The 26,477-nt window shown below is 38.7% G+C and carries 19 protein-coding genes; 1 reads left to right on the top strand and 18 read right to left on the bottom strand.

Annotated elements, in window-relative coordinates; all coding sequences use genetic code 11:
* Nucleotides 1-198 precede the first annotated feature (198 nt).
* From ACJJVZ_RS09290 to ACJJVZ_RS09270, 5 genes are all read right to left on the bottom strand, one after another.
* Nucleotides 199-621, bottom strand: coding sequence for a phosphate ABC transporter substrate-binding protein (locus ACJJVZ_RS09290; protein WP_138583874.1), 423 nt, complete (start codon nucleotides 619-621; stop codon nucleotides 199-201).
* A gap of 11 nt (nucleotides 622-632) precedes the next feature.
* Nucleotides 633-1,961 carry a hypothetical protein gene (locus ACJJVZ_RS09285; protein WP_405599935.1) on the bottom strand — a complete coding sequence of 443 codons (1,329 nt, stop codon included), beginning with the start codon at nucleotides 1,959-1,961 and terminating at the stop codon, nucleotides 633-635.
* Nucleotides 1,962-2,571: 610 nt separating this feature from the next.
* On the bottom strand, nucleotides 2,572-2,820 hold the full coding sequence (locus ACJJVZ_RS09280; protein ID WP_405599933.1) for a hypothetical protein: 249 nt from the start codon (nucleotides 2,818-2,820) through the stop codon (nucleotides 2,572-2,574).
* An 88-nt stretch (nucleotides 2,821-2,908) separates the two neighbouring features.
* Nucleotides 2,909-4,552, bottom strand: a complete 1,644-nt coding sequence (locus ACJJVZ_RS09275) for a cyanophycinase (RefSeq protein ID WP_405599930.1) — start codon at nucleotides 4,550-4,552, stop codon at nucleotides 2,909-2,911.
* Between the two features lie 255 nt (nucleotides 4,553-4,807).
* Nucleotides 4,808-7,354 carry a UvrD-helicase domain-containing protein gene (locus ACJJVZ_RS09270; protein WP_405599928.1) on the bottom strand — a complete coding sequence of 849 codons (2,547 nt, stop codon included), beginning with the start codon at nucleotides 7,352-7,354 and terminating at the stop codon, nucleotides 4,808-4,810.
* A gap of 251 nt (nucleotides 7,355-7,605) precedes the next feature.
* Between ACJJVZ_RS09270 and ACJJVZ_RS09265 the strand changes: the two genes are divergently transcribed.
* Nucleotides 7,606-8,529, top strand: coding sequence for a M14 family metallocarboxypeptidase (locus ACJJVZ_RS09265; RefSeq protein ID WP_405599926.1), 924 nt, complete (start codon nucleotides 7,606-7,608; stop codon nucleotides 8,527-8,529).
* 70 nt (nucleotides 8,530-8,599) lie between these two features.
* On the opposite strand, the gene ccoG is transcribed toward ACJJVZ_RS09265, so the two are convergent.
* The 13 genes from ccoG to pheS form a co-directional block, all read right to left on the bottom strand.
* Nucleotides 8,600-9,982, bottom strand: a complete 1,383-nt coding sequence (gene ccoG / locus ACJJVZ_RS09260; protein ID WP_405599924.1) for a cytochrome c oxidase accessory protein CcoG — start codon at nucleotides 9,980-9,982, stop codon at nucleotides 8,600-8,602.
* A 145-nt stretch (nucleotides 9,983-10,127) separates the two neighbouring features.
* On the bottom strand, nucleotides 10,128-11,546 hold the full coding sequence (locus tag ACJJVZ_RS09255; protein ID WP_405599922.1) for a sigma-54 interaction domain-containing protein: 1,419 nt from the start codon (nucleotides 11,544-11,546) through the stop codon (nucleotides 10,128-10,130).
* 93 nt (nucleotides 11,547-11,639) lie between these two features.
* Nucleotides 11,640-12,944, bottom strand: a complete 1,305-nt coding sequence (locus tag ACJJVZ_RS09250) for an ABC1 kinase family protein (RefSeq protein WP_405599919.1) — start codon at nucleotides 12,942-12,944, stop codon at nucleotides 11,640-11,642.
* Between the two features lie 68 nt (nucleotides 12,945-13,012).
* Complete coding sequence (locus ACJJVZ_RS09245; protein ID WP_193154488.1) at nucleotides 13,013-13,567, bottom strand: DUF1439 domain-containing protein; 555 nt, start codon at nucleotides 13,565-13,567, stop codon at nucleotides 13,013-13,015.
* A 366-nt stretch (nucleotides 13,568-13,933) separates the two neighbouring features.
* Entirely contained in the window at nucleotides 13,934-16,615 is a 2,682-nt protein-coding gene (locus tag ACJJVZ_RS09240; RefSeq protein WP_405599916.1) for a DUF349 domain-containing protein, read from the bottom strand.
* Nucleotides 16,605-16,886: a YeaC family protein gene (locus ACJJVZ_RS09235; protein WP_007378333.1), complete on the bottom strand. Its 282-nt coding sequence runs from the start codon at nucleotides 16,884-16,886 to the stop codon at nucleotides 16,605-16,607. Before ACJJVZ_RS09235 ends, ACJJVZ_RS09240 begins: the two co-directional genes overlap by 11 nt.
* 1 nt (nucleotide 16,887) lies before the next feature.
* Nucleotides 16,888-17,214 carry a hypothetical protein gene (locus ACJJVZ_RS09230; RefSeq protein ID WP_138583863.1) on the bottom strand — a complete coding sequence of 109 codons (327 nt, stop codon included), beginning with the start codon at nucleotides 17,212-17,214 and terminating at the stop codon, nucleotides 16,888-16,890.
* Between the two features lie 139 nt (nucleotides 17,215-17,353).
* Nucleotides 17,354-18,856 carry a sodium:alanine symporter family protein gene (locus ACJJVZ_RS09225; protein ID WP_077537575.1) on the bottom strand — a complete coding sequence of 501 codons (1,503 nt, stop codon included), beginning with the start codon at nucleotides 18,854-18,856 and terminating at the stop codon, nucleotides 17,354-17,356.
* A 380-nt stretch (nucleotides 18,857-19,236) separates the two neighbouring features.
* Nucleotides 19,237-20,364, bottom strand: a complete 1,128-nt coding sequence (locus ACJJVZ_RS09220; protein WP_405599914.1) for a M14-type cytosolic carboxypeptidase — start codon at nucleotides 20,362-20,364, stop codon at nucleotides 19,237-19,239.
* 216 nt (nucleotides 20,365-20,580) lie between these two features.
* Entirely contained in the window at nucleotides 20,581-22,023 is a 1,443-nt protein-coding gene (locus ACJJVZ_RS09215) for a glyceraldehyde-3-phosphate dehydrogenase (protein WP_077537573.1), read from the bottom strand.
* Between the two features lie 689 nt (nucleotides 22,024-22,712).
* Nucleotides 22,713-23,012, bottom strand: coding sequence for an integration host factor subunit alpha (ihfA, locus tag ACJJVZ_RS09210; protein WP_077537572.1), 300 nt, complete (start codon nucleotides 23,010-23,012; stop codon nucleotides 22,713-22,715).
* 2 nt (nucleotides 23,013-23,014) lie between these two features.
* The gene (pheT, locus tag ACJJVZ_RS09205; protein ID WP_405599911.1) at nucleotides 23,015-25,402 is read right to left on the bottom strand and encodes a phenylalanine--tRNA ligase subunit beta; all 2,388 of its coding nucleotides are present in this window, start codon (nucleotides 25,400-25,402) and stop codon (nucleotides 23,015-23,017) included.
* Between the two features lie 15 nt (nucleotides 25,403-25,417).
* A complete protein-coding gene (gene pheS, locus ACJJVZ_RS09200) occupies nucleotides 25,418-26,398 on the bottom strand; it encodes a phenylalanine--tRNA ligase subunit alpha (protein ID WP_077537570.1) in 981 nt (326 codons plus the stop codon).
* Nucleotides 26,399-26,477 lie beyond the last annotated feature (79 nt).

Genomic DNA, 26,477 nt, shown 5'->3' with positions numbered 1-26,477 from the left:
TGGTCGATTAACTCTTTGTTGCTCGGTTTTTACTTAGCTCACTAGGTTACAAACCTAGCGCCGCGATTAAATCGCCCCTAGATTGAACAAATTTCAATCCACAAAGGTCAACACGCCCTAACACTTTTAAAATAAAAAAGCTCTCGTAATTAGCATTACGAGAGCTTTTATGTATGTCTATGTACTTATAATAATAAATTAGAAAGTAGCTAACACTCTAACGCTATCTGTAACGTCACCGCTTTCTAGGTAACCAATAGCTTTAGGGTTAGAACTAATCTCTTTTAAAACTTCGCTTGCATCTTTAGCTTGTAAAGGTGGGCTTCTACGTCCTGTAAAAATAAGCTTTGACCATACCGCATCTACTTGAGACGTGTTTCTTTGTAAAACAGTGTCGTCAAATGCTGTTCTAGCACCTTTACCTGCTTCAAACAACACAGGTACAGCTTCAGTTCCGTCAGTAAATTGTCCCAACTTACCCATAAAAATATTTTTCACTTGCGCTTCAGAAAGCTCAGATGTGTTACTTTTATTTACAACAACAGATAATGCTGCACTGCTTGAAGTCGTTACAATAGCAGATAAAATTGTTAAGAAGAAAATTGCTTTAAAGATTTTCATGGATTCTTCCTTTAGAAAATAATATCTAACGATACAGTTGATACAATAATATTTTTGCCAGTAGCTGAAAGCGTTTCGTTAGTACGGTTTAGAAAACCTGAACCACCAGTCGCAAGACCATCATTATTTAAAGGACGGAAGCTATCAAACTGCATTTTCAATGCCATTTTCTTATAAAAATCCCAACGAAGGCCCGCTGTAATTGTATTTGAACGTGAACTTGAGTTTCTAACAACATATTGATCAAGCGGCTCACTACCTAAACCCACAACTTGAGAATCAAGACTCGCCTTTATATCAGCATCAACATCAAGTGCAAAGTTTTCAGTTAAAGATTTAGCATATGAGTAACCAACATAAGGAGTAAATGAATCTAATCTGTATCCAACCATACCGTAAGCTGCTATACCGTTAGATAAAGAAGATCTTGCTTCTCTGTGAGCCCACTCAAATTGACCAAAGTAGCTGCCGTTGTCATAAACTACAGCAAGGCTTGTAAGGTTGAATGGTCTACGTTTACGCTGAATGATACTAAATACATCACCTGCATTTGGCACAACTTCTGTACAAGTACCAAATACACAGTCATCATTTTGAGGATCTATAGTTAGCCCTAATTGATAATCTGTACTTACCAGCATTCTCATGTCACCTGGTACGTAATCGCCTTCGGCACTAAGAGTTGAATGTTGAGCATTCATGTATCCCGCTCTAAAAGTCCAAGAGTCATATTGTACTGTTCCAACTAAACCAGCCATATGGTGGAACTTAATGTAACTTTTACCTGGGAAGTATAATTTATCAAACTTACCTGCATAAGCTTGTATTTGGTACGAGATATCGCCATCACCAATAAAGTTGCTGTATATAGCATCTACACCATCGATATTATTAATCGTAGCTTGGCTATATAAATCAATGACAGGTCTAACCCAAACGTTAGAGTAGTTAACGTTACGCGTGTCTGAACCCAAAAATACAGGTGATACGAAGCGTCCAGCTCTTAAACGAAGGTTTGAATTATATTTATAACTGATGTAAGCCCAGTCTAATGATGGCTGATAGTTATTTTTGTAGTTACGACGTGAAAGCAATTGCACTACGCCTGATAACTTATCTGATATCTTGTATTGACCTTGTACGCCTAGTACTGTGTCGTTATCAAATCTCCAATGATCATCAGAACCACTTGGTAGTGTGTTATTTTGAATAAACTCGATGTCTTGTTTATTCGTTTTTACCGCACTTAACGTTGCAAAACCAGAGATTTTGAAATCGTCTGATGCTTGAGCAACACTAGGTAATAATATTAAAGTTAAACAGATATAAATATATTTCATATTGACCCTTGGTTTAATCGAGCTATGTTTGGGCAATTACTCTAGCACCAAACCAACCCTTTTGTTTGATTGTTCAACTAAATTATAATCCATTTTTATTTTATTTGTAATAAAAATTGAACTTATTTTAGCTTTATTTGGTCTTATTTAAATTTTCATAAGATTTATTCATATAAAGTACATAATTTATCAAATAACGATAAAGTTATCTGAGCTACTGCCGATATGTAGAGTTTTTTACAGTTAAACACCTTAAAGTTAACAGTATTTAGAAAAAGATTAGCTGAGAAAACACATAAATCAAGTTCAAAACTTGAGAACTTACTCAGGATAAACCACACCTAAAATAAAAAAGACATTGCTTGATTCGCTTTACACTACTTTTAAACATTCTTGCTTAAATCAACATCCGCTGACTCTTATGTATACGCTTTTGGATCTGTTATTAAAAAAGCACTTAAAGACATGCTAGAAAAAACTAAAAACCTTATATTTCAAAAGCTAAATACTTTTTCATGGGGCGGTAATTTAGAGGGAAATTTTGAACGTTCTCTTAACTTCTATTTTTATAAGAAGCGCCATTGGCGCTTCTTATAAAGTTTAACTCTGATTAATGTTTACGTGCCACACCATTTCTTACCAAGTCATGACCCGCTTGAAACACATCTTCTGTAATGGTGCGTGCCAAAAGTAGTTTTTGCTGGTCATCGAATACCGCAACAAAGCGGCTACCATCATTGTTGTTTGTTGCCATACCGACACCCGCAACGCCTTTTAAACCTAAACCACCACTTTCAACTTTTAATAAAAAGCTTTCAAGATCACTAAGGTTATCAATTATATTTTGTTCATTATCCATTTTAATACTCTTTAATCGCGCTTCGTTTTTGACGAAGCTTCTAATAAGCTGTGCACTATTTTATAGAGTACCGCTGAAAACTGAAACCCTAAAAAGTACTTACAGCTAAATCTAAATTGATCACCGCGCAACCAAGCTCCTTTGCACTAATACGATGATAGCTGGTACTTTTAGTGGCCGTAAGACTAATTATAAACTCGTCTTGTTGCGCTACCGCACTTTGTTCTTGGCTTAAGCACATAGCTTGAGTAAGTGAACGCAGCTTTGAATTTGTTAAAATTGCGCCAAAGCGCTGTACTGGCAGTGATGGGATTTTTATAGCTGGTAATGCTTGGCTTATAGTGCGTTCGCTTAGAGTAAAGGCATTGTTGGTAATATCAATCACGCTGCCTGTAGGCCAGTACGAGTAGCTATAATGTTTGCCTTTTGGTTGATTGTTAATTTGATTCGCCAAGTGCACAACACCGCTTTTGCCTATTACTGTCATTAGATTACCCTCTGGCGATTTAATAACAACCAAAGCGGTGTTTTCATCAATACCAAAACCGTGTTGCACTTCTGCTTTAATATTTTTAGCTTGGCTTTTATCAATAGCCATCGCAAGTCTAAATGTACGGTTTTGTTCACTAAATTGAGTATCGAGTACACCAAAATTAAAACTACCTAGTCCACCAGCATGGCTGTTATTTGTGCTCTCACGAAGTGCAGAAAGGCTTGTTGTAGTATATTCACTTACTATTTTATTTTGAACCACAGTACCCGCTCCGACCCCCACAATTACAGGGCGTGATTGCAATACTTCAGTCCATGGGTATGGTCTATCGTTTTGATCAAATAAAACTCGGTTTGCTAACGCTGCATCACCATCATTAAACATTACACCAGTACTGTGTTTAATCAGTGAAACGAGAGCATCAATACCTTTTTCACATAAACTAAGCTCTGCTTGAATACGGTCTGGATATATTGCCTCACGATTATATATTTTCATTTGTGTATTTCTGAGGATAGCTAATTTATCGCATGAGTTGTTTGTTATTGCGTGTACAAGCGCGGGAGTAAGCGCTAACCAATGCGTATTTATATGCGATTGAAAGAGAGCTTGTGCGAGATCAGCGGCTTCATATGGGTCTCGACTAGATGCTGTAACAACAAGCATTGTAGGCTCTGCGTTATTAACTTTTAAGCTACCCGATACAAATTGCAATATATTATTCGTTGCGCTTTGGTTATTCAGATCAGTATTTACTTGCTCTTTTAAGCGCTCAGCGCTATTTAATTGCGATATGTTTGGCTGGAACACTTCTAACATATCAAATACAAAGTTATATTCACCAACGGATAAGCTACTCAGTGATGTATTATTTATATCCCGCCATAACCAAAGTAAACTTTTTCTTGTCATCGGCACTGTTTTTTGTATTTTTATTGTATTGAGTGCATTTATTGTCGCTAATTTTTTATCATCATTACCACTGGGCCAATACTGAGCTATTTTACTAATTTTAGCATCCGTAACTTTAAAAAGATTGTGGGCTTTTCCTTTAATTTGCGCGCTATTTTGGCAATTTTTAGGTGTAGAGCTTGAACAGGTTGAGAGCGCTCCTCCTGCTAAAACTAATGTTTGGTTTTGTGCTTGCACGTTAAAGACTAATGAGCAAGCAATGCCTAATAGTACAACCGTACAACGAGATAATTGTGATTTTATATAAAGCAAAAGCAGATTTTTCATAATAAGACTCTAATGGCTATATAAGGAGTGATTTAGCTGATAACAAACCATGCTAAGTTTTATAATTTTATCAGTAATGCCACCGCGACTAAACTTTTTTAAGCCTAAACATACTAACCTTATAAGCACTTGTACATTCTATGGAACACTATTTCCCAGTAATAACAACTACCCAACACGCAATTTTTCGTTGCGAGTAACATTGTGCTTCGGTTGCAGTTTATTAAATAACCTGAACTCTGGATAATAAATCTCTTAACCAGAGCTCAGGTTAAATAATGTTGAGGCAACTTCAATAGGGTAATCATCATTTACTAATTCTTTTATAAATACTGAGCACGCATGGGGATCAGCAATTAAATAGGTTTTATGCTTAGCCCGCGTAATACCCACATACAATAAACGCCTTTCCTCTGAGTGGGTAAAGCGGTCTTGCACTGGTAATAACGACTCTAACAACACGTTATTTTGGTTATTGCTAGGAAAACCTAATTTACCTTGCTCAAAACCAATAATAATACCGTAATCAGCTTCAAGCCCTTTGGCACCGTGCAAGGTCCAAAAGTGCAACGTATTAGTTTGTTTTTTATTTTTTAAATGCTCCTCTACCCTATTAAGCATAAAGCGGTATCGGCTAAGCACCGCAATACTGGCTGTGGCGTCGTTTTTTTGAATAGTGCGAATAATTTGCTGAACTTTTACTTCAAGTGACTTAGTGCCTTTGTATTGGTCGTCTAATAAAATAACTTGCGGTGTACTAACTTGCACATGCGTTGTAATGTACTTTTTGTACTGCTCTGGGTTTTGCATTACAAAACGCCCCGCTACATCGCTTATATTATTGTTATATCTAAATGTTTTTTGTAACACCGTTAATGAGTGACTCCCCACAAGCTCTTCAAATCGGGTCGTCAGTGCAAGGTTACCACCCGAAAAGCGATAAATAGCCTGCCAATCATCGCCTACAGCTGTAAAGCGGATCCCTGTGCCTTTGTTAATAAGCGTATTTAAAAAAGCCATACGTGCACCCGATATATCTTGAAATTCATCAACTAAAATATGGCTCCAAGGGACACTAAATTCACCTTTTTTCACAACTTGTGTGGCGTGAATTATCATATCATCAAAATCGATGGCGTTTTGTCTGCTTAACTCGTTAGTGTAAGCATCATGAATAGTGATAAGCATGGCCGCATAACGCTGATGGTTTTTAAATCCACTTTGCTTTATACGCTGTTTTATTTGGGTATTGGTTAACTGCTCAACCCTTATGGCTTGTAAGCACTTTAGGTATTTTTCGGCTTCTTGCTGTAACTGCCCTGAGTTAGTTAAAAGAGCAAATATTTTGTCATCAGCTAAAGGCGTTAACGCAACATTATGCTGCTTTAAAAATTTACCTAAGCGCTGCTCTAGTTTCCCCTCAAGCCAATTAAAATGAAAGGTTTCGAGAAAAATAGTGTTATCTTTTTTATACAGTTCGCGCTTAAGCGCTATGTGTTCGTTATAGAGCTCTTTGTTTATGCCTGAGGGAGTATTACTTTGCCTATCAATATCATAATGATCTAAGTAAATATTGTATTTTGATAAGTAGAAGCTGGAGTATCGCTTGTTTGGCCTTATATCGCCTAGTCCCACGCGTTGCTTTATTTTATAAGCTGGTTTGTATTCGTGCTCAACCGAATGCAAGTGCAACCAATTAGAAATAAGTAGCTCTTGATAGCTTTTAACTTTGTGACCAGCAAGGCTTTTATATTCATTAACCCGTACGCAATGTTCATCTTCAGCACTATTTTTAACACTAAAAATATCAACGGGCTCATACAGTAAATCAACAAAGCTTTTTAAAAATGCAGAATTAGCCTGCATTTGATCACTTAGCCACGTCGTAAACCAACTTTTTAACTGTAATGCATCGCTAGCAAATACAGAAATCTCAGTCGACTTTTTAGCATTTCGCAATAGTGTTAGGCCTAATGCATGAAACGTTAAAATAACAGGCGGTGTCATGCTTAAATTTGCCTGTCCTGCGCGTTTAATAAATCGCTCTTTTAACTCTTCTGCGGCTGCTTTATTATAAGCGAGTACTAATATCTGATCTGGCGGTGTTATGCCTCGAGCAATTAAATCAAGCGACTTGGCAACCATAACTGATGTTTTACCCGTACCCGCTGCTGCTAATACTAGATTTTTATCGTTATCGCGAATAACCGCTAAACGCTGCTCTATTGTCAGTGGATTAGACTCCACATTGTTATAAAAATTATCTCTTAGAGTAAGCTGTTTTTGTTCATATTTATGGCGTAACTGCGCTACAGCGTCGGTTACTTTTGGTGTGCAGCTTAAAATACTTAAAAACTTTATGCTAACCGGGGATAAATGCTGTTGCCATAAAATTTGATTGTGCGCGTAATTTTGACTTAAAGAAAAAACGGTTTTATTCAATATTTCAATTGAGCTATCTCGTAAAAACTCATCTAAAGCATATTGCTTTAACTGTGTTTTAGCATTGTTTATTTTTTGCTCCAAGCTGTTTGCAAAGTAGTGATTTAATGCTTTACTAAGCACGCTTGCTTGGCCTTTATTTAAAAAGCTAATGCATGTGTTATTACAATCACTTAAATTAATTTCCGCACTAAACAGGCTATTTTTTAGCACAGAAAAATTACTAAATTCGCTTAACAAAAATTGCAGCTTAGTGTTATCCCTAAAGTCGATAACAAGCATGTTCTGCTCAATACTTACTCGCTTAATACGGGTAAAAAAACGACCTAACCAACTTGGTGTGGCAATATACTGCGCCATAATACTCAATACAAAAACAGACTATAAGCTGATTTTAACATACTCTTTTATAATAAATTGATGCATAACAGCAACTACCGCCCTCTTAGCTATATCAATGAAAAAGTACACAACAAAAGTACGATTTAACGTTTTAATTTGCACGCTGTTTTACTGAGCGTTAAGCTATATCCTTATTACATAATTTTACCAATTGCATTTAATACCTTCACTTTTGTAAAGACTAAATTCAATTGATATAAAGGCTTATTATGACTAACAGTACATACCCTATAGGCACACCTGGGACGAAATGGAATAACAGCGATAAAGCTCAGTGGTTAGCACGTCAAAACATAAAACGCAGTTACCAAGATGAAGTGGTAACGCTAATTGACGACCTAAAAAGCATATTAAATGTAGAGCAATACGGTGAGCTTAATTACGCCGCAGGTGTTTATCCACTGTATGTGTTAAAAACACCTCACTTTAGTGCTGACAAACCAACAGTTTTAATCACCGGTGGTGTACATGGCTACGAAACGAGTGGCATACATGGCGCACTTAGGTTTGCTAAAACATCGGCAATGCAACACTCAGAGCAGTTTAATATTATTGTTGCGCCCTGCATTAGTCCTTGGGGGTATGAAACAATAAATCGTTGGAATCCAAACGCGATTGATCCTAACCGCTCTTTTTACGAAAATAGTCCCGCTCAAGAATCGGCTGCAATTATGGCGTTTGTAGAATCACTCAATGTAGATTTAATGGCTCATATCGATTTACACGAAACAACTGACAGTGATAACAGCGAATTTAGGCCCGCACTTGCAGCCCGTGAAGGCACTACAAATACTAACTGGAACATACCTGATGGATTTTATTTAGTTGCCGATAGCAAAAAACCTGAGCCTGAATTTCAAAAAGCTATAATAAAAAGCGTTGCAAAGGTTACTCACATTGCACCGAGCGATGAAAACAACCAGCTAATAGGCGTAGCTCAAGAGCAATTTGGTGTAATTAACTATGCAGCTCGCGATTTAGGTTTGTGTATGGGCTTTACTGATGCACCTTATGTAACCACGACCGAAGTGTACCCAGATAGCCCAACAGCCACAGATGAAGAATGTATATTAGCCCAAGTAGCTGTAATTGATAGTGCACTTAAATTTATCATTAACAAGCAATCAAAATAAAAACAATGCCCAAGTAGATATACTGCTTGGGCATTGTGGTTGGTTGAGCCTGTGTAAATAATTAATCTTTTCAGTTTTTATAAAACTGACTATCTTTAGTTATAGTAATGCTAGCATCTTCTTGCGCCGTTACAACAAACTGTAACTTACTCACTTTTTGCTCAATATCGTAACCATCGGCCGTTACAGTAACGGGGACTCTTTTCATCACTCCTGGCTGTATAAGTGTAGAACTTGGACTTGAGAGCGTTGCTCCTGGTAAACCCTCTATGGCAATAGTGTAATGCAGTGCTTGCTGCGTTTTATTAATAATAGTGAGCGTGTAAGGATTTTCTACTAGGCCCTCGTAGTTCACTCTATAAAGCGCGTTTCTATCACGTAATACGGAGGCTTCTATTGGTGTACGTTGCAGCATCCATGCAAACATAGAAATTATCAATAAAGCCGTTAATGCACCGTACCCGACTAGCTTTAATCTAAATGGATTGGTTTTTTTACCCTCCATTTGTTTTTCACTGGCGTATTTTATTAAGCCTTTTTCGTAACCAAACTTATTCATGGTGTCGTCGCAAGCATCAATACATAAGCCACAGTTTATACATTCATATTGCAACCCATTTCGAATGTCTATTCCTGCAGGGCATACCTCTACACACAAGTTACAGTCTACACAGTCACCTAAGTTAAGCTCTTTTGGATCGGCTTTACGTTTACGCGGTCCTCGGTTTTCACCTCGTTCGCTATCATAGGTAACAAGCAACGTATCTTTATCAAACATAACAGCCTGAAAACGAGAATACGGGCAAGCAATTGTGCACATTTTTTCACGTAGAAACCCGGCATTACCATAAGTACAAAAAGCGAATAAAAACACCCAAAATCCTGTAATACCTGACCATTCGAAGGTTAACATTTCCATATACAAACTTTTTGCCGGAATAAAATACGCCATAAACGAGGTGGCGGTTAAAATCGAAATAACAATCCACGCACTGTGCTTAGTTATTTTTTTGCGCCAAGTACTTAACGTCCACTGTGATTTATCTAATTTAATACGCTGATTTCGCGTGCCTTCTATGCGTTGCTCTACCCACGAAAACATGAGCATCCATATTGTTTGTGGGCAGGTGTAACCACACCAGACTCGACCAAGCCAATTAGTTACAAAAAATAACGCAAAAGCGCCCACCATAAACAGTAAGGCTAAAATCATAAAATCTTGAGGAAGGAGTGTTAAACCAAAAATAGTAAAGGTTTGCGTTGCCACATCCAGCAGCACAGCTTGTTGTCCGTTATATTGGATCCACGGTATTGCAATAAAAGTTAGCATTAATAGCCAACCTAAGTTACGGCGGATGCGCTGAAAAAACCCTTTTTGCTCGCGGATATAAATTGGCCCTTCGGTGTTATAGGGCTTAATGATCATATCTTCTTCTTTAATATCAAACTTCATAGTACTTGCTTCATAATGACGGGTATTAAGCAAGTATTTGCAACTTTCAGACCAAGCTGAAACTTTAATTAATGTATTGATATTAAAGGAATTATTCCAGTATAGAAAAATTTAATTCGCGATATAAAACGAATAACGTGATATATCACGAATATTTAGTGATCCCTAACTTTCGCATTTTTGAACGTAGTGTACTCTCCGGTAAGCCCAATTTAACAGCCGCCCCTTTATCACCCGATATTTGCCAGTGCGAGAGCGCTAGTACAGTTGTTATATGCTGCTTTTGGGCTTCATCTAACGTAAGTAATGGATTAATAACGACTTCACCACCCGCTTGCAAAGGCTGGCTTAGCTGCAGGACAGCCTGATTAGATAAAATAGCTTCGCGCTCAAGTACATTTTGCAGCTCTCTAATATTTCCTGGCCAATCGTAGGCTTGCAGCTGCATAATTGCTTTTTTACTTAGCCCCTTTAAATGTTTACCCAGTCGTTTATTTAGCTGCGCAATCAAATTAGCGCACAAATAAGGAATGTCTTCTTTTCGATCTTTAAGGGACGGGACTTTAATAGGAAATACATTAAGTCGATAATACAAATCAATTCTAAACGTGCCTTTTTGTACCATTTCCCACAAGTTGCGGTTAGTCGCTGCAATTACTCTAATACTTACTTTTAGCGTATTGCTGCCACCCACACGTTCAAACTCTTGTTCTTGCAGGACTCTCAGTAACTTACTTTGCGCCTCAAGCGGAAGCTCTGCTATTTCATCTAAAAACAAGGTGCCTTTATCAGCAAGTTCAAAACGCCCTTTACGACGCTCATTGGCACCTGTAAACGCGCCCTTTTCATGACCAAACAGTTCCGACTCTAGTAAGCTCGGTGTAAATGCAGCGCAATTCACTTTTATAAAGGCTTGATTACTGCGTTTACTAAGCCGATACAAATTACGGGCTACTAATTCTTTACCCGTGCCATTTTCGCCAAGTATTAGTACCGTACTGTCGGTTTCACTTACCAGTTTAATTTGATCTAACATGGTTTGAAATATATGGCTTTGTCCAACTAGCCCTGAGTCTTGCCAGTCTTCGTTAAGCTCCGCGATTAAGTAGTTGTTTTCATCTTTTAGTTGCTCGCTTAAGTGCTTTACTTTTTCAAGTGCCTCTTGCAATGCATTTTGTGTGTGTTGTTGCAGTGATATGTCGCGAAATACCGCTACAGCACCAATTAGTTGGTTATTTTGATACACAGGTGTTGAGGTGTATTCAACTGCAAATGAGCTACCGTCTTTGCGCCAAAAAACTTCATTTTTTACTTCACGGCGTTTGCCATCAAACATGGTGCAATATATTTGGCATTCGTCAGCGGGATAAGGCGTCCCATCAGCGTGAGTATGATGATGATATTGATGTATTTTTTTACCTAAAAGTTCATCAGCACACCAACCCGTCATACGTTCAGCTGCAGGATTTACAAATACCGCATTACCCGATAGGTCAAAACCGTATATACCCTCACCTACTGCGTTTAACAATAATTTAGGATCGTTTAAAAATTGTTTTATCATAAATACATCTCGTGAAATATCGCGAGTATTATGACAATTTCATACGCTAAGTGCACTCATTACTTTAAATGCACTCAAGCGCTCATTAAAACGCTATAAATAGTGCTTAAATAACGTTTTAATGTCTATTTTTGCACCTAGCCGTGCGGCTATTAAATAAAGTCCTGCAAGTTTCCGGTGAATAAATAGCGCATCAACGGGCGGTGTATGCCATTGCTGAGATTGCGCACTGAGGGCAAGCCCTGCATTTTTAATTTTGAGCGCGAGTTCGCTATTTTTAAAATCAAATTCCCCTTCTGCTCTTAGTGGCTCGCACGCCATTAAAAATAAATCAATGACGTTGTTTTTATACTCATCAACTAAGTCATTTTGAAAATAACCAATGTGTGAAGCCGCTTTAAGCACACCTTCTCGGTTGTTTTCGCTACCGGCTTTAAACAATGCTAAGTAACCTTCGCTAAGCTTGGGTGATATTTCTCGCGTTGCGCCAAAATCAAATAAAACAATTTTTTGTGTATCAAGCTGGTAATGAAAGTTGGCAAAGTTAGGGTCGGTTTGAATCAATTTAAATTCAAACATTTCTTTGAAAAACAAATCAATCAGTTGCTCTGCAACAAAGCTTTTTTGACTATCAGGTAGCTCTGTAATGCTCTCAATAGGCTCTGCCTTTATATATTCCATAGTAAGCACTTGTTGTGTGCTGTGCTCAATATATACATTGGGCACTTTAAAGTGTTCGTTCTCTGCTAGCGCACTTTTATAACGTATTAAATATTGCGCTTCTCGCGTGTAATCAGCCTCTGCTAATAACTGTGCTTTGGCTTCACTAATAAGCGGCTTAATATTAAGATCCTTAGGAAGTAATCGAGAAAGTGTTAATAACGAAATTACGTTATCAACATCGCTCACTACACTTTTTGCAATACCGGGGTATTGGATTTTAACAGCAAGCTGATCGCCATTTTCTTTATAAGCTAAATGAACTTGCCCTATAGAAGCTGCGGCAAAAGGCCTTAGCTCAATATGAGAAAAACGCGCTAGCCACTCATCCCCCCATTGCGTTTTTAGCACTTCTACAAGTTGTTTATGCGGCATTGGATTCGCGTCTGAGCGCAGTAAAGCAAGTAACTGGGCCAATTCAGGACTAAGTAAATCACCGGCATCCATTGAGAGCAATTGCCCGAGCTTCATTGCTGCACCACGTAAATGTGATAACTGCATGGCTAGTTTTTCAATGTTTTTAGGTTGTAGTAGTAAGCTTTTATTATTCCAACCTTTACCGGTTAATGCGCTCTTAGCGCCATCAACTAACATGTTGGTAGCAACACCTGTTGCGAGTGAGCCTAATTTTGCAAAGCGAGAGAGTCGAGAGGTAGGCACTGTACGAGGTGCTGCCATAATATTAAAACCTAATTAGCCTGAGAGTCAGGCTAATTGATACGTATATTTTAACCAGCCAGATCTACTTAAAGGTGAGGTACCAATTTAATTGCACCTTTAACTATTTTCATATCGAGTGGAAGCTTACTGAGTAGCATCATTTTAGGGTCATCCATATTTAATGTGTAAACAGGGTTAACCGCTAAAAAGGCATTTATAACATCCATTGCTTGGCTATCTAGTGCGCCTATGTTGCCTTTAAAACCACCGGCATCAACGCTCGAATCGAGCAACTTAATATTACGTAAAAAGACTGCTTTTTTTTCACTGTCGTAAAACGGGCTCCCTTCAATTTGCAGCTTTAAACGCACTGGATATTTAAGTGCAAAAGCATTAATTTCAGCGCTTGAATCTGCACCCAGCACAACAACATCGCGGTTATCTGGCCCAATATTGACACTTAAGTCGTTTACATCAAACTTAACCGGTAAACCCATCAAGCTTATTTTTTCACTTAACTTTGGTAATTGCTTACCCAGTACAGCCTCAACCTCAGCGTTGGTAAATGAATACACTGAAATACCTTGCGTAGTATTACAGGCAGTTAATAATAGCGCTGCAATAATAACTAAAATTCTCATGAGAACCCTTTTGTTTATGAATTAGTGATACATAAAAAAGCCGCTATTAAAGCGGCTTAGTAAAATAGCAACCAGCAAATATTATGCTGGTTCTAGGGCGTGTTGACCTTTGTGGATTGAAATTTGTTCAATCTAGGGTCGATTTAATCGCGGCGTGAGGTTTGTAACCTAGCGGGCTAAGTCAAAACCGAGCAACAAAGAGTTAATCGTCCCTAGAAAGAACCCAAAGGGCAGCGCATGTTTGGCATTTATGCTGCGTTATCGCCTATTTATGGGGAATAACCACACTACATAGACTCTGCCCTGCCTAAATACCAAACAATCTGCTGCAAATTCAACCACGAAAGGCCAACATGCCCTAGTGCATTAAGCTGCAAGTGTCGCTTTAAGTCGCGTTAGTGTGTCAGGTTCAACTGAACCGGCACTGAGCGCTAATAACTGTTTTAAATAATAGTTTAAATCAGCATGTTCGCCACGATGCTTGTCATCTAACATGGCTACTTGCTCTGCCATTCTAAGAGACTTATCAGTTGAACTGACGTTCGCTAGTATTTCCATGCGCGTAATAAGCTGTTCGGTATTTAGCGTTGTTTTAAGCGGTGCTTGATACTGGCTTGGTAACGCTTCATTGTTTTCAAGTGCTGTAATTAACGCATATAAATTAGCTTGCTCTGATTTACTGATAAGCAAGGCAAGTTTATCTTCAATGGCTGCTAATAATTTAGTTACCTTAGGCGATAATGATCTAAATTGAGCGTACCCTTTTACTTTCGTTTCTAGGTCGTGCAACTGCGCTCTTTGGTTAACATCACTCAATGCTACTTCAAGCTCAGTAAGTTCTGCTGCTGCTTGTTTATCTGACTCGTTTTGCTCAAGTTTTTGCTGCTCAAACTCACTACTACGCTTAGTAAATGTTTCGTCATTAAACTGACGAAATTTTTGCCATAAGGCATTTTCAGCTTTCAAGCCTGCAAAACCAATAGTTTGCCATTGCTGCTGCATCTGCTTCAACTCTTGACAAGCCGCAGCCAAATCATCACTTTGAGACAATTGCTGTGCTTTTTCTACCAATTCATTTTTAAGTGTGGCATTACTTTTATGAAATGCGTTTAATAAAGCCAGAACTTGTTGCTGCTCATTTTTGTAGCTGTCATTTAATGTGCGGTATGTTTTAGGATCAACTTTACCTACACTGCGCCACGCTTTATTTAAACGATTATATTGGCTTTCATATTGCTTCCAATCAAAGTTATCCTCTGAAGTAGCCTGCAAATGCAGTGCGTGCATATCGCTAATAATATTTTCGCGTTGTGCTTTTGATGCTTCGCGTTGTACTTCTTGATCCGCAAAGTAACTACGACAAGGTGCAAATAACAGCTCGATTTTTTCATCAAACTGCACGCCTTGTTGCTTTTCTTCGTCGGTATCTAAACGACCTAACTCATTCCAACGTTTACGTAGCACTTTCACTTGCTCTGCACGTTGTTGTGGATCGGTGCACTCTTCGCTCACTAAGGCACTTACTTCTTCTAATAACGCTTCACGCTTTGGTGCTGCTGCGTATTTTTGCCAATCTTTTGCATTTGCAAGTTGTGCTTCAAGATCTGCTTTTATATTTACAAGCGGCTGTTGATATTGCTGGGTTAGGGTATTAAATAATTCTTCAAACCCTTTAAACACACCAAAAGCAACATTAAATCGGCCTTCTTCAATTAGTCGTTTAACATCACGTGCTTTGCGTTTTGCTTGGCTTTGGTTTTTCTCAAGTGGCTTGATTAACTCATTCATTGGCGCTAAAAATTGCTTTTTATGCGCACTTAACTGGGTTTTAAATGTACTTTGTAGTGCGCCATCTAAAATATTCAAATGATTACGCGCTGCTTTAAAGCCATTATTAAATGCAGTTAAGGTTTCATCATATTGCGCCAAACCTTCAGCAGGTTTTATTTCGCATAATGCTGCAAAAGCGAGTTTGTATTCTTTTATAGCCGTTGTTAGTTCAGGTAATTTAGTTACTTGAGTAAATAGTTTTTCTAACTTGCTTACAGCCAATTTTGATTGGGCATTGTTAGCAAGCTCTGTTTCGCTAATAGCTTGCTTAGCTTGCGCTACTTTTGCATCAAGCCAATCTTGTTGAATTTGCTCTGGTGTTTCGAGCCCAAGCTGTAACGCGTTTTCTATTTCGTCGCTTAAAGCTTCGAGCGTTGCAAGGGCAAGCAGCTGTCGCTGTTGCAGTGCTAATTGCTGCTGCTCTTTGTCGTGTAACGCTTTGAGCTGTTCAATGTGTGCATCTAACTTAGTGGTGATGGAAGTATATTTTTCATCTAGAAGCTTAACACGTTCATCACTTAACCATTTAAGCTCAAGTGCTTGCCACTGAGCTATTAAATCGCTCGCTTGTGGATTAACAAGAGCAAAGTCTGTTTTTTCACGCAAGGCATTTAGCTTAGCTAAAATAACACGGGTAGCACTTTCAACCTGAAGTGGCATTTCAATTGCTAAACGCTCATTTTCAATATGCGTGTTAAGTGCTGCTTTTGCACCGCCCTTAGCATGTTTTACTAATGGCTTAATTAATTGATGTGTAATAACAAGCTCAACTAATTGAGTTTGTAGCTCTTCGCTACCTTCTTTAAAGGCTTTTTCGACTAGTTTTGGATTTGCTAAACGCTTCAGTAATTTAACGCGTACTAACAGTTCTTTTTCTGCAAATGCTAACTTTTCGAGTGTTTTAACGGGCGCAAAACGCTCTATATATTCGTTTTTAATTTGTGGTGCTAGTGTACTTTCACTATTTAAAACAGCATTAGATATTTGAAGTTCTGCTATATCTTTTAATGCTTGATCTTGTTTATACGCTTTCCACCAAAGTGGTAAGTCATTTACTTTTTGAAGCGCTTTACGGCGTATTTCAGCGGAGCTATCTTCAAGTGCTAACGTGTTTAATATGGTTGCATCACGTTCAATGTCGAGTTTTTCGATAGCATCAAGACGTACTTGTTGCTTAGGGTGTTTCCATTTTGGTGTAAAAAGGTGCTTAAAGATCATGTTCACTAAACCTAGCTATTTCGTTGTCTGATTTAAATTCTTTTTGTAGTTGAGCTTTTGTCTTTTGGATCATTTCACCATTAGCACCAATCGTAAATTGCTCATTTGATTGAGCCACTTTTGCTTGGTACAACATAACCAACTGCACTGTTTGTTGCTTTTGCTCATCGGATAAAACGGTACCATCTGGCCATTTACCAGTAGAGGCACCGTATTGTAAGCGTTCAAATAATTCGGGAGTAATATTTTGTACAAGATTATCGATATTCATGTCATTTTTTCTTTTTTAGTGTCACTAAAACAATACGGTTTATAAGATACCAAATACATCCTACGCCTATTGCAGCGGTGTAAGCGTACCACTGCAGTGTTTCTTCTTGTGGTTGTAAAAAGTATAAACAGAAAAAACCACCTAAAAACAAGATAAGCGCCAAAAAGGAGTGATTTATAAACATCTGCTTTTTTTTAATTCGCTGCTCGCGCTGAAGTTGTTGAACTTGCTCGTCGTTTAGCTCTGCAATGTTACTTTCGCAATGCGGACATTGCTTATGTTTATCTGAAATTGATTTTGCACATTTTGGGCAACGAATAATCGCCATACTTCTCTCCATACTACGCATAAAAAAAGCGCCTTTCGGCGCCTTTATTGTACGTGTTTTATTTCTCGTTGTCTTTTTTGAATTCAAACCAATAAATCATTTAAGGACGATAATTTTCCACGTTACTCACTGAGTTTAGTTACTCAGCGTCTTTTGACTGCTTTTCTAAACGTTTTTCCCAAAAAGTTGCATTTTTAATGCCTAATTTAACTGGGTCAAATATGATTTTTTCGCCTTTTTTCTTTTGTTCTTCATAATCGCTCAAACATAATAAAGCAGGCTTAGCAACGAAGAAGATGGCTAAGATACCCAATATGTTGATCCATGCCATTAAGCCAACGCCAATATCACCAATAGTCCAGATATAACCTGAATTGTTCACCATACCGTATGCAACCATGAACATAATCACAAATTTCACCAGTACAAGCGGAATACTGCCTTTAAAGTAACGATTTAAGTAAGCAATATTCGTTTCCGCAATAAAGTAATAAGCAAGTATTGTAGTAAAGGCAAAGAAAAACAACGCGATACCAACAAATGCTTGTCCAAAGCTACCAAATACACTAAATAAAGCCATTTGCGTAAAGGCTGCCGATCCAACTTCAGTAGCTGCATCAACATTTTGTACAATAAACTGCCCTGCTGGTAACTCACCCACAATATTGTATTGCTGCGTTATTAAAATCATTAATGCTGTTGCAGTACACACAAAGAGAGTATCAACATAAACAGAAAAAGCTTGTACTAAACCTTGTTGAGCAGGGTGATCTACTTCTGCGGCAGCTGCTGCATGAGGCCCAGTACCTTGGCCAGCTTCATTAGAATATATGCCACGTTTAACGCCCCAACCAATAGCTGCGCCAAAACCAGCCTGTGCTGTAAACGCATCACTAATGATTAAATAAAATATATCGCCCACTTTATCTAAGTTTAAAAATACCACGATTAATGCCAATACTATGTAACCAAGTGCCATAAATGGCACCACAATTTGAGTAAAGTTCGCAATACGTTTTATACCGCCAAAAATAATAAATGCCAAAACAATAAGGATAATTGCCAAAGCGACCAACTTAAAGCTGCCTACGTCACCAAAGCTAGTAGAGACAATATTGCCATCGCCAAATACTTGGGTAAACGCATTACCTACCGCATTTGCTTGTACGCCTGGCAGGAAAACACCACACGCTATAATTGCCGAAACAGCAAATAAAATAGCCAGCCATTTTTGCCCTAAACAACGGTCAAAATAATAGGCTGGGCCACCACGATATTGCCCGTCTTCTTCTGTTTTATAAATTTGCCCTAGAGTAGACTCTGCAAATGCGGTACTTGCGCCTAGAAAAGCAACAACCCACATCCAAAAAATAGCACCTGGTCCACCAAAACCAATAGCCGCTGCAACGCCTGCGATATTACCAACGCCTACTCGTCCAGACAACGATACTGCAAGAGCCTGAAAAGATGAGATACCTTTATCAGACGTATTAGGACTGAATAATAACTTGCACATTTCTTTAAAATGTCTAACTTGAGCAAATCGAGTTAATACTGAATAAAACAAGCCTGCGCCTAGGCATAAATAGATGAGTGCGTTACTCCAAACAACATCATTAACAGCGCTTACAATAGCTTCCATGGATATCCTCTATAGTTATATTTATTATTTTTGATTACGAGACTCTGCTTTAGCTACTTTGCAACATAAGCTTTACGAAATAAGGTTGTACCTCTCCCGCCCCGACTGATGATTTAATTAATATTAACTTAAGTACACCAACTTTGTTAACACTTAATTTTCAAAATATCTAATTACACATTTGTTGTAAGGCACTACACCTGAAGTATTTAAATGAAAGTAGATTGATTTGTACCGATACGGCGATGATACGCAGCGAAGAAGCGTGAAAACGCTTTAAGAATGCAGTTGCTATATGATGATTATTATTATTTTATACAAAGGGTTTTGTTAAAAGCAAAAAGGGTATCAAAACTATTGATACCCTTTTGATAAACGTTTTATCTTAAATTATCAACAACATTAACAATAGCCGCTAACGTATCTTGACCAAATTGATACGAACGACGGTCTGACCAGCCATAATCTGGATCTGGTAAATCGTTATTATCTTTAAATGGCATCTCAACGGTGTAAGTTAATGCTTTAAATTCTTCAGCCGTGGCTGATGAACCTACCGTAAGGTTAGCTTGGCCTGGCTCGTCTTTTGGATAGCCATGCTCATCTTGGAATTCAGGCGTAATAGTTAAAAGTGCTGCTTTAAAGCTATCTTCTAAGCCTTTAAGACGTGCATCGTAACTTGGAATACCTTCACTGCCTGCCACAAAGTTATATGGGATAGCTTCATCGCCATGTATGTCAAGGTGCATATCTAAACCAGCTTCGCGCATTTTATTAAGGACTAGGTAAACCTCAGGGCTATTTTCCATACTTGGTGTTTGCCATTCACGGTTTAAGTTAACGCCTTTCGCGTTAGTACGAAGATGCCCACGCGCACTGCCGTCTGGGTTCATATTTGGCACAATGTAAAAAACTGCTTTTGATAGAAGCGCAGCTGCATGTGGGTCTTCATCATCAAGTAATTTGTGAAGTAGACCTTCTACGTACCACTGCGCCATTGTTTCACCAGGGTGTTGACGAGCTGTGATCCAGATGTTTTTCTTGTCTTCACTTGGCTCACCAATTTTAAGTACGCTCATGTCGCGGCCATCGAGCGTTTCACCCAGCGTTTCTAATTGGCAAGCGCCTTGGCTTTGTGCCCAAGACAGTAAATCTAAATGGCGCTCATAGCTGTATGGTGCAAAGTAGGCAAAATACACACTGCCGCACTCTGGTTCGATTTCAAAACTTAATGTGCCATTATCATAGCTTGATGGTACACGAAACCATGTTTGACGGTCATACGACGCAACTGCTTGGTAACCTTCCCAACCATCTGGATAAGCTGATTTTTCAAGCTCATTAATATTTAACTTATGCAATTGGTAAGGCGTTGTTTCAAGGCGAAAGTGAAACCACTGATAAAATTCAGACTGATGATCTTTGTTAATTTCTAATTGAATATTTAAAGGATCGGTGGCTTCTATTACTTTAATATTACCACTGTCGAAATTGCTGCTGATTTTCATGAAAAAACCTTTAAGTTAAATAAATTTATCTGCTTACTAATTTGCAGAGCTAACACTACAGGTACACTCATACGTGTAGAAAAATACTGGGAACTTCGAAAAACAAAGTACGACCAACACTTACATAATTAAAGCCTATCACATGGAATAAGCTTTAAAAATAACACATGACCAAAAAAGCCAGCAAAATGCTGGCTTTTAAATCACTGCAATATATTAGCGAGGTAAGCTTGGGAATGACACTTCGGCCATATCGCGCATACAACGAACTACTTGGCAGCTGTAACCGAATTCATTGTCATACCATACATATAATACAATACGGTTATCTTCAACGATCGTCGCTTGTGAATCAACAACACCTGCGTAACGGCTACCTACTAAATCGGTAGATACAATTTCCGTTGATGCTGTGTAATCAATTTGATCGCGCAAATCGGAATGAAGTGCAGCATGACGTAGGAATGAGTTTAACTCTTCAACCGTTGTGCTTTTTGCTAAGTTAAGGTTCAAAATAGCGAGCGATACATTCGGTGTGGGTACGCGGATTGCGTTACCTGTTAACTTGCCTTCAAGCTCTGGTAATGCTTTTGAAACCGCTTTTGCAGCACCTGTTTCAGTGATTACCATATTAAGTGCAGCGGCACGGCCACGGCGCTCTGCTTTGTGGTAGTTATCGATAAGGTTTTGATCGTTCGTGTACGAGTGAACAGTTTCAACATGGCCATTATTAATACCAAACTTATCATTTAGTGCTTTAAGCGTTGGTGTAATTGCATTGGTTGTACAGCTCGCTGCACATACAATTTTATCTTCAGGCAAAATATCTTTGTTATTAACACCATATACGATATTTTTGATATTACCTTTTGCAGGCGCTGTTAGTAATACTTTTGCGGCGCCTTTACACTCTAGATGCTGACCAAGGCCTGCTTCATCTTTCCAAATACCCGTGTTATCAACAATCAATGCATTGTCGATACCGTATTGAGTGTAATCAATTTCGCTAGGAGAGTTAGCGTAAATAACTTGGATGTAGCTGCCATTAGCTTTAATAGCATTACGTTCTTTGTCAATCGTGATTGAACCGTTGAATGGGCCATGAATTGAATCTCGGCGCAATAAGCTTGCACGTTTTTCAAGATCGCCTTCTTTACCGCCTCGCACAACAATCGCGCGCAAACGTAAATCTGAATATGGACCTGATTTTTCAATCAACAAGCGCGCAAGTAAACGACCAATACGGCCAAAGCCATAAAGTACAACATCACGCGGCTCTCTAGCTGGTGAGTCAGCTATTTCTGCAAGCTCATCTTTTACAAATTCTTCTACCGAGCGGCCTTTTGCAGCTTCAGTGAACAAATAACTATATGCAAGCTTACCAATATCAATACGTGCAGAGTTTAATTCCATTTTGCTGATAGCTTCTAAAAATGGGAAGCTTTCGCGTAAACGTAATTTAGTGCCTTCAAACTGAGCAACGGTTTTGTGAGATTTGATAATATCGATAGTACTGGCATTTACGAGAGGACGGCCATATACAGCAATTTCAATACCACGATTACGATAAAGCTTACCTATGATTGGTTGCATGCTTTCTGCGTAATCTTGGCGCTCTTGCCAACTATTCGTGTATTCTAACTCGTGAGATGAGGTCATTTTATTTACCTAAGTTAAACATTTTTGAACGGATAGCCCAAATGGGCACAGCTATTCTAATTTAATCTCAGGTTATTCTCTACTATTCGGGGCCAAATGATTTTAGAAAAGCGTAAACTTTAACAATATCTTTGGCTAATTCTATACATTTTTGGTTGCGTTTTTTTCATATTAGCGATGAAGGAGCGTTGAACATTGTGAGGATAGTACAGTTAGTTAAAAAAGATTCGGTAGTGCTGGCTAACCTTTCAAAATTGAGATTTGATCTATCTTAGGAGTATTTAATCGCTTAATTAAGTGATTTATTGTGAGGTAAGAAAATCGTGTTGATAACAAGGCAAGAATTTCGTTATCTAATTGTTCTATATCAGAAATTTTTAACGCAATTAGCGTTAGATTTAATCCCTCAAATTGATTAAGTAACCTGAACTCTGGATAATAAATCTATCTCGAGCAGCTATTTTCAGCGCTAACTACGTTGAATTTACTTGCAATAGGCCAGCTATTGACGCGTAAGTTCGCCTTGTTTTCACTGAAAATCTCTGGCTAGAGAAAAATAAGTTTAAATATTATTATGATTCAATATATTAGTAAATATCTTAACCAGAGTTCAGGTTAAGTATTATTGCAAATTAATATAAGCAGCTCAGAAACGTAATTAAAAAAAAGGCAGCTTACGCTGCCTTTTTTTATTTTTCTTTGCTTGTACCCACTTCAACACGGGTTTTAAGCTTCTGACCTGGTCTAAAGGTCACCACACGACGCGCCGAAATAGGAATATCTTCACCTGTTTTCGGATTGCGGCCTGGTCTTTCTTTTTTATCTCGAAGATCAAAGTTACCAAATCCAGAGAGCTTAACCTGCTCGCCTTTTTCTAGCGCTGAGCGGATTTCTTCAAAAAACGCTTCAACTAAATCTTTGGCATCTTTTTTATTGATCCCGAGCTTTTCAAATAGGTGTTCAGCTATGTCGGCTTTAGTAAGCGCCATATCTAGTCCCTCAACGATGCATTAAACTGTTCGGCCAATTCGGCCACCACGTTATCAACTACTAGATTGATATCTTTCTCTTCGAGTGTTCTATCAACCGCTTGCAGTGTTAGAGCAATCGCCAAACTCTTACAATTTGGCTCAATACCTTTGCCCTTATACACATCGAATAAGTTTAGGTCAACCAATTGATTTCCGCCAACTTTTTCGATCGCGCTCAAAATATCACCTGATTGAACGCTGTCCGCCACTAAAATAGCGATGTCGCGGCGATTTGAAGGGAATTTAGACACCCCTTCTGCCTGCGGTAAATTTCTTTTTTCTATTGCTGACATTTCAATTTCAAAAACAAAAGTTGCGTTGTTGATATCTAACGACTTTTGAGCTTGAGGGTGTAAAGCACCAAAAAAACCAACCTTTTTGCCATCAACATAGATTACTGCTGATTGCCCAGGGTGAAGTCCATCTGACTGCTCTGCTTTAATTTCAAAGCGAGTAACATCATTAGTAATTGCAAGTAATGCTTCAACATCACCTTTTAAATCGTAAAAATCAACGTTACGTTTTTCTTCAACCCAATGTTCACCATTTACAAGACCCGTAATAACGCCGCCAATAACCGGTACTTGGTAAACACCATTTTCTGCACTTTCGTCGCTTATAAATTTAAGACCATGTTCAAATAAACGAATACGAGGCTGTTGGCGATTTTGGTTATACGCTACAGACGCTAATAAACCCGGCATTAAACTTACACGCATCGCTGACATTTCAATTGAAATAGGGTGCGGTAATTCCATTGCTTTACACTCAGGGTGTAAAATAGCTTGTGCTTTAGGATCTACAAAACTGTACGTGATTGCTTCTTGGTAACCACGAGTCACTAGCGTATTGCGGAACTTGCTAAGCGCAATAGTTGCTTCGTTATGTGTCGTCATTTTAAGTTTTGCAGTTGGTGCAACATTAGGAATGCTGTTGTAGCCGTAAACACGTGCTACTTCTTCAATTAAATCTTCTTCGATGCGAATATCAAAACGGTAGCTTGGTACGTCCGCACTCCAGCTTTCATTTTCTACTTTAACATCAAGGCCTAAACGCGTAAGAATATCAGTTACTTTAGCATCTTCAATATGATGACCAATAACACGGTCTAAACGAGCACGACGAAGACGTACTTCAGTCACTTTTGGTAGTTTGTCAGCCGCTACAGCTTCAACAACTGGGCCTGCTTGACCGCCTACGATTTCAAGAAGTAGCGCTGTTGCACGCTCCATTGCATCATGTTGCAGAGCAAAATCAACACCGCGTTCATAACGGTGTGAAGCATCAGTGTGTAAACCGTAGCTACGTGCTTGTCCTGCAATTGCTACAGGGTTAAAAAATGCACTTTCAAGTAATATATCAGATGTTTTATCTGTAACACCTGATTGCTCACCACCAAAAACACCCGCAATTGCTAGTGCTTTGTTATGATCGGCTATCACAAGTGTTGTGTCGTTTAATTTAGCGGTGTTACCGTCTAATAAAACAAGTTCTTCACTTGCGTTTGCACTACGTACTTTAATACCACCTTCAATCGCATTTAAATCAAACGCGTGCATTGGGTGACCAAGCTCAAGTAATACATAGTTTGTAACATCAACCACTGGGTCGATTGTACGTACGCCACTGCGGCGTAGCTTTTCAACCATCCAAAGCGGTGTTTCTGCATCAAGGTTAATGCCCTTTATCACACGACCAAGGTAACGAGGACATGCATCTTCATTAACTAGCTCAATTGATACTTTGTCATCAATTGTTGGAGTAACAGCTGGAATATCTAATACGTTTACGTCAATACTATTTAAAACGCCTACTTCGCGTGCTAGACCTTTTATACCTAAGCAGTCACCACGGTTTGGTGTTAAATCAACATCTATAATATTATCATCAAGACCTAGGTAGTCACGTAAATCAATGCCTACTGGTGCATCGCTTGGCAATTCCATAATGCCGTCGCCTTCTTCGCTAATACCTAGTTCAACAAAAGCACATAGCATTCCGTTTGAAGGTTGGCCGCGTAGTTTGGCTTTTTTAATTTTAAAGTCACCAGGCAGTACAGCACCCACAGTTGCAACAGCAACTTTAATACCTAAACGACAATTTGGTGCACCACACACGATATCAAGTAGCTCATCGCCACCGACGTTAATTTTGGTAACACGCAGTTTATCTGCATCTGGGTGTTGTCCACATTCAACAACTTCACCTACAACTACGCCATTAAATTTGGCAGCAGCAGGCTCAACGCCATCAACTTCTAGACCAGCCATTGAAAGCTGTTCCGAAAGAGCTTGCGTATCAATAGCAGGATTAACCCACTCTCTTAACCACTTTTCACTAAATTTCATTTTATTGTTTCACTCTTAACGGAACTGGTTTAGGAATTTTAAGTCATTTTCGAAAAATGCACGTAAATCGTTTACGCCATAGCGCAACATAGTTAAGCGCTCTACACCCATGCCAAAAGCAAAGCCGGTGTATTTTTCTGGGTCGATACCCACAGACTTAAGTACATTTGGATGTACCATGCCGCAGCCTAGTACTTCTAACCACTTACCGTCTTTACCCATAACATCTACTTCAGCTGAAGGTTCTGTAAATGGGAAGAATGAAGGACGAAAACGAATTTCCATATCTTCTTCAAAAAAGTTACGTAAAAAATCATGCAAAATACCTTTTAGCTCAGTAAAGCTAACATCAGTATCAACCATTAACCCCTCTACCTGATGGAACATAGGTGTATGCGTTTGGTCGTAATCGTTACGGTATACACGTCCAGGTGAAATAATTCGCAGTGGTGGCTGCTCAGTTTCCATAGTACGGATTTGCACACCACTTGTTTGTGTACGTAGTACTAATTTAGGATTAAAATAAAAGGTATCGTGATCAGCACGTGCTGGATGATGCTCAGGAATATTTAGTGCATCAAAGTTATGAAAATCATCTTCTATCTCTGGGCCTGATTTAACTTCAAACCCTAACTCACCAAAAAAGCTTTCTATACGTTCGATAGTGCGCGTAACTGGGTGTAAACCGCCAGCTGGCATAACGCGCCCTGGTAGAGTTACATCTATAGTTTCAGCCGCTAGCTTTTCTTCAAGTGCTTTACTTGCTAGCAATTCACGCTTTTCAGTGATAGCAGCTTGCACATCTTGTTTAGCTTGGTTTATAACTTGGCCTGCTTCTTTGCGTTCTTCAGGGGCAATTTTACCTAACGTTTTAAGTAAGCTAGTGATTTCGCCTTTTTTACCAAGGTAATTAACCCTGATATCTTCTAACTGCGCTATTTCACTGGCACTGGCTACCGCCTCAAGTGCTTGCGCTAATATGTTTTCTAAGTTCATTCGATACCTGATCTTTCACAGAAGGTGATTGCTGTTAAGTAATAGCTTATGATAACTGAAAGCAGGGTCTAGATTCTAG

It is taken from the genome of Pseudoalteromonas sp. Ld19 (genome assembly GCF_045064135.1).
In the GTDB taxonomy this organism is placed as follows: domain Bacteria; phylum Pseudomonadota; class Gammaproteobacteria; order Enterobacterales; family Alteromonadaceae; genus Pseudoalteromonas; species Pseudoalteromonas aliena.
The sequence above is the reverse complement of the archived record's forward strand: the minus strand, read 5'-3'. Positions and strand labels throughout refer to the sequence as shown.